The organism is Mesorhizobium sp. P3_A8, assembly GCF_056402995.1.
The window spans coordinates 85,593-100,256 of record NZ_JBFUGI010000003.1 but is presented as its reverse complement, the minus strand read 5'-3'; the positions used below and the strand labels follow the sequence as shown (position 1 = coordinate 100,256).

Genomic DNA, 14,664 nt, shown 5'->3' with positions numbered 1-14,664 from the left:
CGCTTGCAACTGCGGATCGCTTCCTGTCGGAAACGGCGCAGGCGGCTTGCCGCTAATGGGGCCGCGAATTCATGGGTGGGTCAGGTGCAGACGCGGACCTGCTCGATCACCTTGTGATGGTGGCGCCAGTGCTTGATGATCTCGATGTGGCAGCGGTGATGCCGGTGGTGGCGACGATACTCGCCATCGTTGTTGTTATCATATTGCACGTTCTGGTCGTCGCCATACTGGTCGTCGTTGTTGTTGTGCCGGTGATGGCGGCGAACGACGATCTGGTCGTTATTATCGGGTGAATACTGGTTGCCGTCATCCGACTGGATAATCACGCTTGCGGCTTGTGTCGGCGCAATGACTGCGGCTGTGGCGGCCAATGCCACCATGGAAGCCAAGAATAACTTCTTCATGTTTCGTCCTCCTGCGGTTCAATGCGTATCAACTCGCAGAAAGAATTAGCGTTCCAAAATGAATCCCGAGCTTTTCAAGGCCATGCACAACAAGGCCGGGGCACGACAGGCCTATAGACGAACGAAGGCCGTCAGCGGCAGATGGTCGGAGGCAACGCGTGAAAGCGGCGTATCATGCGCTTCCACCGCTGTGATCATGCCGTGCCGGTTGGTCATGATCCTGTCGAGCGCCAGCAGCGGCAGGTTTGAGGGGAAGGTGGGGACTGCCGGTGGCTGCGGCCCAAACGTGGCATGCAGCGTGTTGAGCGCCGAGCGGTTGCCGAGCCGCCATTCGTTGAGGTCGCCAAGCAGGAGCGTCGGCTTCTCGTCGGCGCTGCTCATGATGTCGAGCACGACGCGGGCCTGCTGCGAGCGCGAATGGCGCAGCAGACCGAGATGAGCGGCGATGACGCGCAAGGTCCGGTTTCCGTCGAGGTCGATCTCCGCCACCACCGCGCCGCGCGGTTCGAGGCCGGGAAGCCTGATCTGATGCACGTCGCGGACGACGCCCTTCTTGAACAGGAGGACATTGCCGTGCCAGCCATGGCCCTTGCCTGTGGCTGAAATCGGCACTGGCACCAGGCCTGTTTCCCGCTCGAGGCGGGGCAGGTCGAGAAGTCCGTCACGATCGCCGAAGCGGTTGTCCGCTTCCTGCAGGGCGATCACGTCCGGATCGATTTCACGGATGACGCGGCTGGTCCGCTCGGGATCGAACTTGCGGTCGACGCCGATGCATTTGTGGACGTTGTAGGACGCGACCAGCGTTCCGGTGGTAGCGGTCGCCTTGTGCGCAGCAGCGTTTGCCTTCTGCATCCGCCTGTCGCGAATGGACAAAAGCATGGTTGCGGGGAGGCTGCGTTCGTTCATCCGCACCGTGTGCCTGCCATGCCTGCTGGTCTCACCATGCACCTCAAATAGAGTCTTTGCGCTTATGTTCCATGGCTGACACCAAACTATCCGTCAAACACGTCGTTTTGTTAAAGATGGCGCCTGTTTTAGAGATAGGGTGAGAACCCATCTAGAGATAGGGCGAACCCATCTAGAGATAGGGCGATCCCAGCCACAGGATACGGTCGAACAGCCGGATGATGAAGGGCCGGGCCCGCAAGGAGTCCAGCGTGACAGGGATAGCCGTTTCGATCGCCGATCCAATCCGGCCTTCGATCTCGCGGGCAAAGCCTGCGTCGAGAACCTCCAGATCAATCTCGAAATTCAACCGCAGCGACCGGGCGTCGAGGTTGGACGAGCCGACATAGGCCCACACGCCGTCGATCGAAAGCAGCTTGGAATGGTCGAATGGCCCCTCCGTTCGCCATATGCGGCAATAGTTCTTGAGGATCTGGTCGAATTGCGCGGTCATGGCCCGGTCGACAAGGAAGAGATTGTTGACGGCCGGCACCACGACATCGATCTCGACGCCGCGCCGGGCGGCGGTGATCAAGGCGCTGATCAGTTCCCGGTCCGGCAGGAAATAGGGCGACATCAGGCGGATCGACTTGCGCGCGACCGAGAAGGCGCCGATCAGCAGTTTGTGGTTGGTCTCATTGCTGGCATCCGGCCCGGATGCGACCGCCCGCACCAGCATCGGCTGGCCGGCTGCCGGCGACAGCGGGGCAATTCGCCAGGCATCGCCCTTCAGCGCTTCGTTGGTGGAGAAGCGCCAGTCTTCGGCAGCGACCGAGAACAGGTCGGCGACGACAGGTCCACTGACCTTGAAATGCGTGTCCCTGGCGCTGTTCGATCCGGCGAACTCCTCGGAAAAACCCTTGCGGATGTTCATGCCGCCGGTAAAGGCAACCGTGCCGTCGACCACCAGGATTTTCCTGTGGGTTCTCAGGTTGGCGTAGGGCAGGCGCAAGCCCATGACGATGTTGCCGTTAAAGACATCGGCGGGGATGTTGGCGCGGCGCAGATGGCCGAGGATGCTGGGGACGGAATAACGGGCGCCGACGGCGTCGATCAGCACGCGAACGGTGACGCCGCGCCCGACCGCGCCGGCCAGCGATTCGACGAAAAGCAGGCCGACGGCGTCATTGTCGAAAATATAGGTCTCGAGCAGGACGCTGCGCTCGGCGCCATCGATTGCCGCGCACATGGCGGCATAGGCCTCGTCGCCGGTCTCCAGTACATCGATGGCATTGCCGGGGTTAAGCGCGCGCCGCGCCACCCTGTCACCCAGCGTCCGCAGGCCGGTGAAGCGTTGGCCGTAACGCTCGACGATCAGCGCCTCCTCGGCGGCGATGTCACGCTCATGCTTGGCGGATACGGCGTCGCCGGAAAGCGGGCGCTGCGCGGTGATCGTGGCGCGGCGGATGCGGTTGATGCCGGCCACGGCATAGATCAGCACGCCAAGGATCGGCGACAGCACCATCACGCCGACCCAGCCTGTCGCGGCGCGCACATCCTCCTTGGTCATGACGGCGTGGGCGATGCCGACGGTCGCCATCACCACCGAGATGATCGCCAGGATTTGGGTCCAGTGAGTCGCAATAGTCTCGAACATTGCCGGGACTATCCAGCGAGCGACCGCGGAAGGCAATGCAGCCACGCATTCGACGGATGGCGTTCGTGGTGAGGAAATCTACGTCTTGGACATCATTCCATAAAGTGCCGACCCCAGACGCGCCACGGCGCGCGGCAGCGTCATCCATTCCGTCCGAGGTCCCGGGTCGCAGACATTCCTGGCCAGGGAATATTCACCGGAATTATGATGCTGCCCCAAATTCTGAATTGGACGGGGTTAGCCATCTCGGCAACGATACGCACACAAGAGCCGCCAGCCGAGGCGTGCTTCGGCGAACGAGGATCGAGGCGGAAGGACTTGCGTCCATCCGCAGCGCCCCCGACAGAACGCAAACAGAGGTCCGAAAATGGTCGTTCCCCGGGTAACGCTCGATCGCTTGTTCGACGACGCCGGAGGCTCTGTTCAGCCGCGGCAGATCAGCGGCGACGTCATCAATCACACCCGTCGCAGCTTTTTGGCCGCTGGCTGTTTTTGCCTGGCCAGCAGTTTTGCAACGCCTGTGTTCGCTGGTGCGCCCATGGTGAAAAGCCAGGCACCCGGGTTTTACCGCCTGGCGGTCGGCGATTTTGAGATAACAGCGCTATCCGACGGCAGCAATATGCTGCCTGCCACGAAGCTGCTGCAGGGCGACCCGGCTCGGATCGAAGAAGCACTCAAACGCAATTATCTCGGCGACCTCGTCGAGACCTCGCACAACTCCTTCCTCGTCAATACCGGAGCCAAACTGGTTTTGATCGACGCCGGTGCAGGCTCACTGTTGGGGCCAACGACGGGCCATCTGCTCAGCAATCTGCGCGCGTCCGGGTATCAGCCAGAGCAGATCGATGAGCTTTACCTCACGCATCTGCACGCCGATCACGTTGGCGGTCTCATGGTCGAGGGTCAGAGAGCTTTTCCCAATGCAATTGTGCGTGTCGAAAAGCGGGACACCGACTACTGGCTGAGCGAGGCAAACATGCGCGCTGCCCCGGCTGAAGCGAAGCGGTTCTTTGAGGCTGCCATCGCATCGATCACGCCCTATATGCGCGCTGGCAAGCTCGCCATTTTCGATGGCAACACCGACCTGGTGCCTGGTATGCGCGCGCAAACAGCCTATGGGCACACGCCCGGACACACCATGTACGTGGTCGAAAGCAGGGGCGAGAAAATCGTCCTGTGGGGCGACGTCGTGCATGTCGCTGCGGTGCAATTCAAAGACCCTTCCGTCACCATAAAGTACGATGCGGACGCATCGGAGGCCGAACAGGTGCATCAACTCGCATTCGCTGATGCGGCGCAGAATGGCTACATCGTGGGTGGGGCACACATATCGTTTCCTGGACTTGGCCATGTGCGACGCGACGCCGATAGCGCCTACACCTATGTGCCGCTGGACTACAGTCAGGGATAGGTCTCCATAAGCGTGACTATGTTTGCTTGGCTGGGACAGCATCACCAATCGGCGAGCCGTCGAGGGGAGATCCGCAGACATCCCCCACCAGCGAACGAAACCATTGGTGGGCGGGGTGGGTGTGTAAGCGCTCGTGCCAGATCAGCTTGTAAAGCAGTTTCTCCGTCTCGAACGGCAGGTCGCACACCACCAACTCATGCTCATCGGCGATGGCGCGCCAGGGTCCATTGAAGAAGCCAAGCGGCACGCAGGTAAGAAGGTCGCTGCGCGCGACAATCCTCAGCGCATCGGCAAAATGATTGACCACGGCGACGATCGTCCTTGTCCGCCCCGTCAGGCTGAGCCAGCCGTCCACAAGGCCCAGTTCCAGGCCGGATGGAGTTGCCAGCACGTGCGCGGCGGCGGTGAACTGATCAAGGGTCAGGGAGTGCGCCAATTCGTGCCCGCTGCGCATGACGCAGACATAGCGATCCGTCCGCAGGCTTTGCACATGTACTTCTCTCGGCAGCGAGGCAAACATGCCCACGGCGCAGTCGAGTGTGCCGCGACCGATCCCCTCCAGCGAGCCCTCATGCGTATGAACGGCAAATGAAACACGGGCACGCGGAGACGCGGCCTGTAACTTCAGCGTGATGGCGCTGACACCTTCCATTGCAAGACTGTCCGTGACCGCAACCCGGAAACTGGTCGCATTTGATCCCGGGTCGAAGTCGTCGGGGCTGAAAGCGGCGCGGATCGCCGTCAGCGAGCGATGAAGCTCGGGCCACATCGCGACCATGCGTGACGTCGGCTGCACGCCGGTCGCCGTCTTGAGGAAGAGCTGATCTTTCGTCAGCTTGCGGGCGCGACGCAGCGCATTGCTCACGGCTGGCTGGCTCATCGCCAGGCTTGCGGCCGCACGCGTGACATTCCTTTCTAGCATGATGGCCTCAAGGACTGCGATCAGGTTTAGATCGAGGCGCACGTTATTCACCCAGGAAATGACGCTTGTGTCTAATTCTAAATTGGACGCACGCAACGCGGCAAGCAATCCTGTTTCGAACGAGCCGCCGAACACATGCGAGTGAATACGCCCAGCTCGCAACCGGTGATAAAAGCTCGGTACAAACTTGAGGATACGCCATGGATGACGTCGCTTTCGCGGACGTGTTGCCGAAACTGACCGGCAAGATCAGCCCTGACCGCATCCGGTTGATGCGAACGCCGCGTCCGCCGCAGGGGCTGATCGACGGCTTCAAGCGGATCGGCGACGCCACCAGCGTTATTTCGGATATTATGGATGAGCTCGGAATCACCGGCGCGATCGGCGCATCGCTTCTGAAGCCGACCCTGCCTTCGACGTCGATTGTCGGTCCCGCGCTCACGGTGCGCAACATCCTGCAGCGCGAGCATGTCTATGAGACGGCGCGAAACCACGTCAACCGGATGGCGGAATTCGAAGCCCATAATCTGGCATTGCCGGGCGATGTGGTGGTCATCGACGGCGTCGCCGGCGTTTCGAATATGGGCGGGATTTCGGCCCAGACGGGAAAGCGACAGGGCGAGGTCGGAGCGATCGTCTCCGGAGGCATTCGCGATCTCGGCCATTCGCGGCGGGTCGGCTATCCGCTGTGGGCCACCGAGATCACGCCTGTCACCGGCAAATGGCGGATCGAGACCGTGGAGATCAATGGCGATATCCAGATCGCCGGCGTCCGGGTTGCACCCGGCGATATTGTCGTCGCGGACGAAACCGGTGTTTGCTTCATCCCGATTGCCCGCGCCGCCGAAGTTCTCGCAAAGGCGCTGATGAAGTCAGCCTTTGAAGAGGCGAAGTGCGAAGCGATCGAAGCCGGTACCTCCGTCGCGGATCTGCCGGGCAATGCATAGAGCGATAGGTCATCCCGTGAAGAAACTCCGCGTCGCCATTATCAACGATTACCAGGACGTCGTGCGCACGCTCGACTGCTTTTCCAAACTGGAAGGCCACGACGTTGCCATCTGGACCGACATCGTCGAAGACATCGACGTCCTGGCCAATCGTCTCGCCGATGCCGATGTCCTTGTGCTGATGCGTGAGCGCACCCGCATCGATGAAAACGTGCTCAGCCGACTGCCCAATCTGAAGCTCATCAGCCAGAATGGCCACATCCCCCATATCGACCTGGTGGCCTGCGATCGGCATGGCGTCGTCGTCTCGTCCGCTCTCACGGCGCGTCCGTCCTATTCGACGGTGGAATTTACCTGGGGGCTGATGCTCGCGGCGATGCGCAACATTCCGTTCGAGAGCGCTTCGCTGCGGCAAGGTCATTGGCAGACGACCATCGGGCTGGGCCTGAGAGGCCGTGTCCTGGGCATCTATGGTTTTGGCCGGCTGGGCTCGATGGTCGCACGCATCGGCGTCGCCTTCGGCATGGATGTGCTGGTGTGGGGCCGCGAGGGCTCGCTGGCTCGCGCCAAAGCTGAAGGGTTCAACACCGCGCCGGACAAGGCCGCGCTGTTCAGCCTGTCGGATGTCCTCAGCCTGCATCTGCGGCTGAATGCCGAGACCACCGGCTTGGTTACATCAGGCGACCTGGCCCTGATGAAGCCAACCGCCCTGCTGGTAAACACCAGCCGTGCCGAATTGATCGAGCCCGGGGCCCTGGTGGCGGCACTGACCAATGGTCGCCCCGGAAAGGCGGCCATCGACGTGTTCGAACGCGAGCCGCTCACCAATCCGGACGACGCCTTGCTCAGGCTGCCCAACGCATTGTGCACGCCGCATCTCGGCTATGTCGAACGCGACAATTACGAATTCGCCTACGGCAATGCATTCGACCAGATCGTGGCCTTCGCGGCTGGAACCCCGATCAACGTCCACAACGCCCATGGCCAAAAACAGGATCACTGAGATGAACCTCGAACTCGACGGAAAAGTCGTCCTGATCACCGGGGGCAGCAAGGGCATAGGGCTGGCTTGCGCGCGCGCCTTCGGCCGGGAAGGAGCCCGCGTCGCAATCGTATCGCGCAGTCAGGAAAATCTGGACAACGCGAAGGCAACACTGGCCGCCGAGGGCCTGTCGGTCGCGAGTTTCGCCGCCGACCTGTCGGACGGGCTTGCGGCACAGGACATGGTCGCCGCGCTCGAGGATCAGGTGGGCCCGATCGCATCCCTGGTCAATTCGGCCGGCGGCGCCAGGAGAGTTCCTCCGGGCGAGCTGACGCCAGACAAATGGCGCACCGCCATGGACGCGAAATTCTTCACCTATATGAACGTCATGGACTGCGTCCTGCCGCTGATGGTGGCGCGGCGCGCCGGCACGATCGTCAACATCGTCGGCACCGGCGGCAAGATCGCATCGCCCATGCATTTGCCGGGAGGTGCTGCCAACGCCGCACTGATGCTCGCCTCGGCGGGACTGGCGGCGGCCTGGGGTTCCGCCGGCGTCAGGGTCAACGTCATCAACCCAGCCGCCACCATGACCGAGCGCCTGCAGCTGTCGCTTGAAGTCGAATCCAGGATGACCGGCAAGCCGACGGAAGAGCTGCTGCGGCTGAACGAGCAGCGCATTCCCCTGCAGCGCTACGCAAAACCGGAAGAAGTGGCCGACGCCGCGCTTTTCCTCGCCAGCGCAAGATCCTCCTACGTGACAGGAGCTTCGCTGACCATGGACGGAGGTCTCACGCCGCTGGTCGTCTAGCCGGCCCAACAACCAGAACAAGCGATGGGAGGAAGAAATGTTCACCTGGTACAAGCAGTTGACGGAGCGGGAGCGGAACACCTTCTGGGGCTGTTTCGCCGGCTGGGCAGTTGATGCGATGGATGCACAGCTCTTCAGCTTCGTGCTGCCAGTTCTCATTGCTGCATGGGGAATGACGACGGCGCAGGCCGGCTATTTGGCCACGGCAACGCTGCTCTCCGCGGCGATCGGAGGATGGGCCTGCGGATATCTCGCCGACCGTTTCGGCCGGGCCCGCATCATGCAGTTCACAATCCTGTGGTTCTGCGTCTTCACCTTCCTTGCCGGTTTTGCGCAGGACTTCCAGCAACTGATGGTCCTGCGCATCCTGCAAGGGTTGGGCTTTGGCGGCGAATGGGCCGCCGGCGCGGTTCTCATGGGCGAGATCATTCGCGCCGAACATCGCGGCAAGGCCGTGGGTACCGTCCAGAGCGGATTCGGTGTCGGATGGAGCGCGGCCGCCATTCTGGCGGGCGTGGTGCTGGCGCACTTGCCCCAGGAGTATGGCTGGCGGGTGCTGTTGATGATCGGCGTTCTTCCCGGCCTGCTGGTGCTCTATCTGCGCCGCAGAATCGAGGAGCCGGAGGTTTTCGTCAAAACGCGCGAGCTGGTCGAGAGGAGCGGAACCCATCCGGGGTTGGGGGCGATATTCCAGCCGGACACGCTGCGCATTACAGTGCTGTCCTCGTTGCTTGCCTTCGGTGTGATTGGCGTTGGCGGCGCCATTGTCAACTGGCTGCCGACGTTTCTGAAAACCGTGCGTGAACTGTCGCCGAGCACTTCGGGCTACTATGTGTTCGTGGTGACTGGCGGCTCGTTTTTCGGATTTCTGGCAAGCGCATACCTGGCCGACTATCTCGGGCGGAGGCGGACATTCCAGCTGTTTCTGGTGTGTTCCTGGCTGGTCACCATCGCCTACATGTTCCTGCCGCTATCCGGTTGGCTACTGGTTGTCCTGGGCGCACCGTTCGGCTTCTTCACGATCGGCAATTATGCCGCGCTGGGGCCGTTCTTCACCGAGCTCTTCCCGTCCGCCATTCGCGCCAGCGGCCAGAGTTTCGCTTACAATTCCGGCAAGGCGGCGGGCGCGGCCGCCGTATCCAGTATCGGAATACTCGCACAATATGTCAGCCTGGCCGAGGCCATCGGCGTGATTGCGCTGCTCGGCTACGGCATTGCTTTCGCCGCGACCCTTATGCTGCCGGAGACGCGCGGAATTCAACTGACTTCCGGCTATGAGCCGCTTGCGCCGCGTCCTGATACGGGCGTTTCGTCGCCGCCCGCCGCGGCCTCGATTTTGCGCGCAAGACGATAGCCTGTCCAGTTGCACTCGTGGGCAACCGGACCCAACCGCTCGGCATAGGCAGCTTACGAATTATCCCACGGATCAGAGCTCGCGGAGGATCAGCAGAACCATGCGCAAGAGCATTTCGGTCAGAGGACTGAGCCACAGGCATCCTGTTCCCAATGCCTGTCGGATCGGCAACATGGTGTTCTCGGGAGCGGTTCACGGCGTAAGCCCGACCAACCACGAGTTGCCAGCCGGGATGGCGGATCAATCAGCCAATGTGTTTGCCAATGTGCGTGCCATCATCGAGGCCGCCGGCGGCAGCGTGGTGGATATCATCAAGGTGGAGATTTATCTGCGCGACAGCAGCGACAGGAATGCCGTGAATGAAGAATGGCTGCGGATGTTTCCCGATCCGGAGTCGCGCCCGGCCCGGCACGTTCGACCGTTGCCGCCGGATAGCCCATCTCTGGTGCAATGCGAATTTATTGCCGTTATCGAGGAAGGTCTTTGATCTCAGAACATAGCCCTGGAGCTAAATGTTTTGCTGGCGGGCGGGATCTCGCACCGGACCATCACTGCCTTTTGGCCTAGTCGAGGTGAGGCCGGTTTCAATGGCCCTGAGAAGCGCGAGCGCATCGTCAAGTTTGCTGGTGTCGCCGCCAGCGGCAGCGGAGACGGCAGCGCCCCATTCCTTGCGCACCAGCGCGTAGTTGTCGGCTCCGCGCCGTGTGCGGTGGACGCTGACGCCGCGGCGGTCTTCCGGATCGACATGCCGTTCGATCAGTCCTTTGCCTTCGAGGTCGCGCAGGACTGGAGAGACGTTGGTGCGCTGCAGCCCTGTCGCCGCCGCGATCTGGCTCGGTGTCGCAGAGACCTGTGCAACCAGGTGGCGCATGACCATGCCTTCCGACTGCGTGAGAGATAGCGCCCGGTCGTCGCTGTATCCGCGAAACTGGATCTCGCGAGCGATGATGAGGATCAGGTCGGCCAGGTCCGCCCACCGAACCGGTGGGGCCTTGCTTGCGGAGGATTCGCTGTCGGTCTTCATGAGCGGAGTTTACAGCGCCAAGCCAGGTATGTATATGTACATAATGATTATGTTTACATAACTATTTATCCATAGGCAAATGGAGGTTCGCATGACCTATTCAACAGGCGCCGCCAGCCGGCATTCTCCCCGCTCCATGGCCCTTGCCGGAGAGCTGCACGTGGTCGGTGTGTATGTATTGCTCGCCGGCGCCTTCCTGCCGATCGCCGATTTCTTCATCGTCAACGTCGCGCTGCCGACCATTTCCGCCTCGCTCAAGCCGACACCGGCCGCGCTTGAGCTGGTGGTTTCCATCTATGGTGTGGCCTATGCCGCCATGCTCGTGCTCGGCGGCAGGCTTGGCGACCGCTTCGGCCGCCACACGCTGTTTGTGGTCGGACTTTCCGGCTTCATCCTGGCGTCGCTGGCCTGCGGCCTGGCGCCGACCATCGACGTGCTGATCGCAGCCCGGCTGGTCCAGGGCGCGACGGCGGCGATGCTGGTGCCGCAGGTGCTGGCGACCTTCCAGGCGACGCTCGCCGGCGAACGCAAGACCCGGGCCATCGCGCTCTACGGCGCGACTTCGGGTATTGCCGCAGTTGTCGGTCAGCTCGCCGGTGGATTGTTGGTCAGCGCCAATCTGTTCGGCACGTCATGGCGACCGATCTTCCTCATCAACATCCCGCTCGGCATCGCCGTGTTCTTCGCCTCGCGGCTCGTCGTACCGGCCAGCCGCTCACCGCACCCCGCCGGCATCGACCTGCCAGGCGCCGTGCTTTTCGCCGCCACGCTGACGGCCCTTCTCGTGCCGCTGACCGAAGGCCATTCGCTCGGCTGGCCGGCATGGACCTGGGCGATGCTCGCAGCCGCAGTCGTGCTGGCGGTGCTGACCGTGATCGTCGAAAGGGCTGCCGAGGCGCGCGGCGAGGTGCCGTTGCTGCCGCCCTCGCTGCTGAAGCTGCCGTCGATGTCGCGGGGGCTCGCCATGATCACGCTGTTCAGCCTTGGTTTCGGCGCCTTCATGTTCGTCTTCGCGCTCACCGTGCAGAACGGGCTCGGCGCCAGTCCCCTCCAAAGCGGCCTCGCCATCCTGCCGATGGCGATCATGTTCTTCATCGGCTCCATGGTCAGCCCGCATATGATCAGCCGCTTCGGCCGCGGAGCGCTGGCGGCGGGCGGCATCGTTCAGGCGCTTGGACTGGCGCTGTTGATCGGCATCATCGTTTCCGGCTGGCCGAAGGTTAGCCTGGCCGAGCTGGCGCTGCCGCTGGTGCTGATCGGCGCCGGACAATCGATGCTGTTTTCAGGCCTGTTCCGCGCTGTTCTTGCCGATGTTCCGGCCCACCTGGCCGGTGTCGGCAGCGGCGTTCTGATCACGTTGCAGCAGTCGGGTCTGGCGCTAGGCGTCGCCACCTTGGGCACGCTCTATCTGGCGCTGGAGCCCACGAGCATCGCGCAGGCCTTCGGCACCGTCATCGCCATCCAGCTCGCGATCATCTTGGTGCTGGTGTTGTTAACCGGACTGTTGCCGCGCTTCACCAAGCACCAGCCCATCGCCCATCCGGTGGAAATATGACCTCCCGACGCGCCGAACTCAGCAGGGCTCATCGCCAAGACCAAGCGCAATCTTTGGTGCCATATGCCTGCCTGAGCTGAGTTTGGCTGTTCGCCGCGCGCATGCTGAACATTTGCATGCGGCTGCGTTCAGTCGTTACGCCGCTGGCATTCACGGTGTCGCTGCACGGCCTGACCGCGGCGCTCGACCGCATGGTGGCGTTGAGCGGACAGTGAGGAGGCGGGCGGCGGCCTTCGATGCCGCCGTAGTTAGGGCTCATGGAACGTTGGTGTGCTGAGGTCGTTTAGTCCCTGTGCAGCGGATCGTGATGATGAAGAAGACCTACGTCAAACCCACGCTTGTGAAACGCGGAAAACTGACCGAGCGCACGGCGCAGGTCGTGGCATCCGGGATCATTTTGAGCGAGTGATCGGACTTCCTGGTGCCCATGGCTATCACGCCTCGCTTGACATGCCGGTCAGCAGCTTGCGGCCGCCAACTGGCGCGGATACCTCGCATGGCGGCACGCCGCGCGATGGTCGTGGCAGCCCATCCGTCGGGGCGCCGGCCCTGGATGTGAGCCGGAGGGCACTTCAAGGGTGTTGTGGCTCGGCTCTCGATTGGTCGCCAACAATAAACGCCGCGCTGGCTTCGCTGACGATTGACACATGATCCTTGGCCGCCTTGCCAGCGGCAGCGGCATCGCCGCGCAGGATCGCCGTAACAATGGCGTCATGCTCCTGCCAGGATTTGGCTAGGCGCCCGGCCAGCCTGAACTGGGCGCGGCGGAAGGGGGCCAGACGACTGCGTGTCGTCGCGGTCAACTCCTGGATGTGCGTGCTGTGGGCGCCGCGATAGAGCCTGCTGTGGAACTCGGTGTTGAAATATTCATAGTCTTCCTCGGCACCCAGCCGCACCAGCCGCGCCGAGGTCTGGTGCTCGGTCTCGAGCGCGCGGCGCTCGCTGCCGGTCATGCGCTCGGCGCAGAAGCGCGCGCATATGCCTTCCAGTTCGGCCATGCTCTCGAACATCGAGGTGAGATGCTCCTGGGTGACCACGGCGACAATGGCGCCCCTGTTGGGCCGACGCTCGACGAGCCCCATGGCGCTGAGCTGGCCCAGCGCCTCCCGCACCGGTGTGCGTGAAACCTCGAAGCGAACGGCAAGCGAAACCTCGTCGAGTTTTTCGCCCGGACGCAGCACGCCGGTGACGATGCGGTCGCCGATCGCCCTCACCATCTGATCGACGGTCGTGCCCGACCGGATCAACCCGCGCTTTCCCGACAAATCCGCTTCGCCTCCCACGCTTCGGCGTCTCAAGCCATGAAATCCTGCGGCCAAACGGCACGATCCCGACTCAGGCCAGACCCTCTATGCCTATGTTTTAATCTGCCTGTCAAACTGGCTGTTTTCAAGGCAAAAAGTGTATGCAATTGCCTCTCACTTGTGCACGACATGTCGCCATGTTTATTGTTTTTATTGACTAAATTTCATAATTCCAACTGGCACGGCGATTGCATGCACTTTCTCGACAAGGCGTTAACCGACCCGGAAGGGTCCTATAGGGGAGCATAAGAGATGACCGACCGATTCATGCTTAGCCGCCGCCAATTGCTGAAGACATCCGCCGCCGGAGCCGCACTCGGGCTTGCCTCCGCGGCCTTTCCCGTCAGCAGGGCCTTTGCCGCTGCCGCCACCGTCGGCTTCATCTATGTCGGGCCGAAGGACGACTATGGTTACAACCAGGCGCATGCCGAAGGTGCTGCGGCGCTGAAGGGCATCGAGGGCATCACCGTCGTCGAGGAGGAGAACGTGCCGGAGACGGTCGATGTCCAGAAGACGATGGAATCGATGATCAATCTCGACGGCGCCTCGCTGATCTTCCCGACCTCGTTCGGCTATTTCGATCCCCATATGCTGGCCATGTGCGCGAAGTTCCCCGACGTGCAGTTCCGCCATTGCGGCGGCATGTGGGACAAGTCCAAGCATCCGATGAATGCCGGCTCCTATTTCGGCTATATCGGCATGGGTCAGTATCTCAACGGCGTTGTCGCCGGCCACACCTCGAAGACCAAGAAGCTCGGCTTCGTCGCTGCCAAGCCGATTCCGCAGGTGCTGCTCAACATCAACTCCTTCCTGCTCGGCGCGCGCTCGGTCGATCCGACCATCACTTGCCAGGTCATCTTCACCGGCGAATGGTCGCTGGCGGTCAAGGAAGCGGAAGCCACCAACGCGCTGGTCGACCAGGGTGCCGACGTCATCACCTGCCATGTCGACAGCCCGAAAGTGGTGGTCGAGACGGCAGCCGGGCGCGGCGCCTTCGTCTGCGGCTATCACGCCAACCAGAGCCCGCTGGCGCCGGAAAAGTATCTCACCGGTGCCGAATGGAACTGGGCCAAGGTCTACAAGATGTTCGTCGACGATCTGGTGGCCGGCACGCCGTTGCCGAACTTCACGCGCGGCGGCCTGGCCGACGGCTTCGTCAAGATGAGCCCGCTTGGTCCCGCTGTCGGCGAGCCGGCGCGCAAGCAGTTCGACGCCACGCTGGCCGAAATGATGAAGGGCGGCTTCGCCGTCATCAAGGGCCCGCTGAAGAGCAACAAGGGCGCTGTCGTCGCCACCGCGAGCCAGGCGTTTCCGGAAACCGCGATCGAGCTCGAAAGCATGGACTATCTGGTCGAGGGCGTCGTCGGCTCGACCGCCTGATACGAGGGGGGGCGGGGCGATGACGGAT

Annotated in this window: 15 protein-coding genes; 9 read left to right on the top strand and 6 right to left on the bottom strand. The window is 62.3% G+C overall.

Going from position 1 to position 14,664, the window contains the following annotated elements; translation table 11 throughout:
* Positions 1 to 80: 80 nt before the first annotated feature.
* From AC1DX4_RS08440 to AC1DX4_RS08430, 3 genes are all read right to left on the bottom strand, one after another.
* On the bottom strand, positions 81 to 404 hold the full coding sequence (locus tag AC1DX4_RS08440) for a hypothetical protein (protein ID WP_477219886.1): 324 nt from the start codon (positions 402 to 404) through the stop codon (positions 81 to 83).
* 111 nt (positions 405 to 515) lie between these two features.
* Positions 516 to 1,256 carry an endonuclease/exonuclease/phosphatase family protein gene (locus AC1DX4_RS08435; RefSeq protein WP_475458004.1) on the bottom strand — a complete coding sequence of 247 codons (741 nt, stop codon included), beginning with the start codon at positions 1,254 to 1,256 and terminating at the stop codon, positions 516 to 518.
* A 226-nt stretch (positions 1,257 to 1,482) separates the two neighbouring features.
* Entirely contained in the window at positions 1,483 to 2,946 is a 1,464-nt protein-coding gene (locus tag AC1DX4_RS08430) for a phospholipase D-like domain-containing protein (RefSeq protein ID WP_477219885.1), read from the bottom strand.
* Positions 2,947 to 3,313: 367 nt separating this feature from the next.
* On the opposite strand from AC1DX4_RS08430, the gene AC1DX4_RS08425 reads away from it, so the two are divergent.
* A complete protein-coding gene (locus AC1DX4_RS08425) occupies positions 3,314 to 4,357 on the top strand; it encodes an MBL fold metallo-hydrolase (RefSeq protein ID WP_477219884.1) in 1,044 nt (347 codons plus the stop codon).
* 16 nt (positions 4,358 to 4,373) lie between these two features.
* On the opposite strand, the gene AC1DX4_RS08420 is transcribed toward AC1DX4_RS08425, so the two are convergent.
* Entirely contained in the window at positions 4,374 to 5,387 is a 1,014-nt protein-coding gene (locus tag AC1DX4_RS08420; RefSeq protein WP_477219883.1) for a LysR family transcriptional regulator, read from the bottom strand.
* 92 nt (positions 5,388 to 5,479) lie between these two features.
* Here AC1DX4_RS08420 and AC1DX4_RS08415 point away from each other — a divergent pair, with 92 nt between their 5' ends.
* The 5 genes from AC1DX4_RS08415 (at position 5,480) to AC1DX4_RS08395 (ending at position 9,860) form a co-directional block, all read left to right on the top strand.
* The gene (locus tag AC1DX4_RS08415; RefSeq protein WP_477219882.1) at positions 5,480 to 6,226 is read left to right on the top strand and encodes an RraA family protein; all 747 of its coding nucleotides are present in this window, start codon (positions 5,480 to 5,482) and stop codon (positions 6,224 to 6,226) included.
* Between the two features lie 16 nt (positions 6,227 to 6,242).
* Positions 6,243 to 7,229 carry a D-2-hydroxyacid dehydrogenase family protein gene (locus tag AC1DX4_RS08410; protein ID WP_477219881.1) on the top strand — a complete coding sequence of 329 codons (987 nt, stop codon included), beginning with the start codon at positions 6,243 to 6,245 and terminating at the stop codon, positions 7,227 to 7,229.
* Between the two features lies 1 nt (position 7,230).
* The gene (locus AC1DX4_RS08405; RefSeq protein ID WP_477219880.1) at positions 7,231 to 8,019 is read left to right on the top strand and encodes an SDR family oxidoreductase; all 789 of its coding nucleotides are present in this window, start codon (positions 7,231 to 7,233) and stop codon (positions 8,017 to 8,019) included.
* 37 nt (positions 8,020 to 8,056) lie between these two features.
* On the top strand, positions 8,057 to 9,373 hold the full coding sequence (locus AC1DX4_RS08400) for an MFS transporter (protein ID WP_477219879.1): 1,317 nt from the start codon (positions 8,057 to 8,059) through the stop codon (positions 9,371 to 9,373).
* Positions 9,374 to 9,473: 100 nt separating this feature from the next.
* Entirely contained in the window at positions 9,474 to 9,860 is a 387-nt protein-coding gene (locus AC1DX4_RS08395) for a RidA family protein (protein WP_477219878.1), read from the top strand.
* 21 nt (positions 9,861 to 9,881) lie between these two features.
* Here the strand turns inward: AC1DX4_RS08395 and AC1DX4_RS08390 are convergent, their stop codons facing one another.
* On the bottom strand, positions 9,882 to 10,397 hold the full coding sequence (locus AC1DX4_RS08390; protein WP_477219877.1) for a MarR family winged helix-turn-helix transcriptional regulator: 516 nt from the start codon (positions 10,395 to 10,397) through the stop codon (positions 9,882 to 9,884).
* A 91-nt stretch (positions 10,398 to 10,488) separates the two neighbouring features.
* On the opposite strand from AC1DX4_RS08390, the gene AC1DX4_RS08385 reads away from it, so the two are divergent.
* Together AC1DX4_RS08385 and AC1DX4_RS08380 are read left to right on the top strand one after the other, a co-directional pair.
* Positions 10,489 to 11,952, top strand: a complete 1,464-nt coding sequence (locus AC1DX4_RS08385; RefSeq protein ID WP_477219876.1) for an MFS transporter — start codon at positions 10,489 to 10,491, stop codon at positions 11,950 to 11,952.
* 310 nt (positions 11,953 to 12,262) lie between these two features.
* Positions 12,263 to 12,361 (top strand): putative RiPP precursor, encoded by a 99-nt coding sequence (locus tag AC1DX4_RS08380; RefSeq protein ID WP_477219875.1) that lies wholly within the window; start codon positions 12,263 to 12,265, stop codon positions 12,359 to 12,361.
* A gap of 163 nt (positions 12,362 to 12,524) precedes the next feature.
* On the opposite strand, the gene AC1DX4_RS08375 is transcribed toward AC1DX4_RS08380, so the two are convergent.
* Positions 12,525 to 13,169, bottom strand: a complete 645-nt coding sequence (locus tag AC1DX4_RS08375) for a GntR family transcriptional regulator (protein ID WP_477220284.1) — start codon at positions 13,167 to 13,169, stop codon at positions 12,525 to 12,527.
* 339 nt (positions 13,170 to 13,508) lie between these two features.
* On the opposite strand from AC1DX4_RS08375, the gene AC1DX4_RS08370 reads away from it, so the two are divergent.
* Positions 13,509 to 14,636 carry a BMP family ABC transporter substrate-binding protein gene (locus tag AC1DX4_RS08370; RefSeq protein WP_477219874.1) on the top strand — a complete coding sequence of 376 codons (1,128 nt, stop codon included), beginning with the start codon at positions 13,509 to 13,511 and terminating at the stop codon, positions 14,634 to 14,636.
* The last annotated feature ends 28 nt before the right edge of the window (positions 14,637 to 14,664 follow it).

Coding starts and splice junctions, on each gene's coding strand:
- AC1DX4_RS08440 (WP_477219886.1), bottom strand. CDS start 404: ATGAAGAAGTTATTCTTGGCTTCCATGGTGGCATTGGCCGCCACAGCC.
- AC1DX4_RS08435 (WP_475458004.1), bottom strand. CDS start 1,256: ATGCAGAAGGCAAACGCTGCTGCGCACAAGGCGACCGCTACCACCGGA.
- AC1DX4_RS08430 (WP_477219885.1), bottom strand. CDS start 2,946: ATGTTCGAGACTATTGCGACTCACTGGACCCAAATCCTGGCGATCATC.
- AC1DX4_RS08425 (WP_477219884.1), top strand. CDS start 3,314: ATGGTCGTTCCCCGGGTAACGCTCGATCGCTTGTTCGACGACGCCGGA.
- AC1DX4_RS08415 (WP_477219882.1), top strand. CDS start 5,480: ATGGATGACGTCGCTTTCGCGGACGTGTTGCCGAAACTGACCGGCAAG.
- AC1DX4_RS08405 (WP_477219880.1), top strand. CDS start 7,231: ATGAACCTCGAACTCGACGGAAAAGTCGTCCTGATCACCGGGGGCAGC.
- AC1DX4_RS08400 (WP_477219879.1), top strand. CDS start 8,057: ATGTTCACCTGGTACAAGCAGTTGACGGAGCGGGAGCGGAACACCTTC.
- AC1DX4_RS08395 (WP_477219878.1), top strand. CDS start 9,474: ATGCGCAAGAGCATTTCGGTCAGAGGACTGAGCCACAGGCATCCTGTT.
- AC1DX4_RS08390 (WP_477219877.1), bottom strand. CDS start 10,397: ATGAAGACCGACAGCGAATCCTCCGCAAGCAAGGCCCCACCGGTTCGG.
- AC1DX4_RS08385 (WP_477219876.1), top strand. CDS start 10,489: ATGACCTATTCAACAGGCGCCGCCAGCCGGCATTCTCCCCGCTCCATG.
- AC1DX4_RS08380 (WP_477219875.1), top strand. CDS start 12,263: ATGAAGAAGACCTACGTCAAACCCACGCTTGTGAAACGCGGAAAACTG.
- AC1DX4_RS08375 (WP_477220284.1), bottom strand. CDS start 13,169: ATGGTGAGGGCGATCGGCGACCGCATCGTCACCGGCGTGCTGCGTCCG.
- AC1DX4_RS08370 (WP_477219874.1), top strand. CDS start 13,509: ATGACCGACCGATTCATGCTTAGCCGCCGCCAATTGCTGAAGACATCC.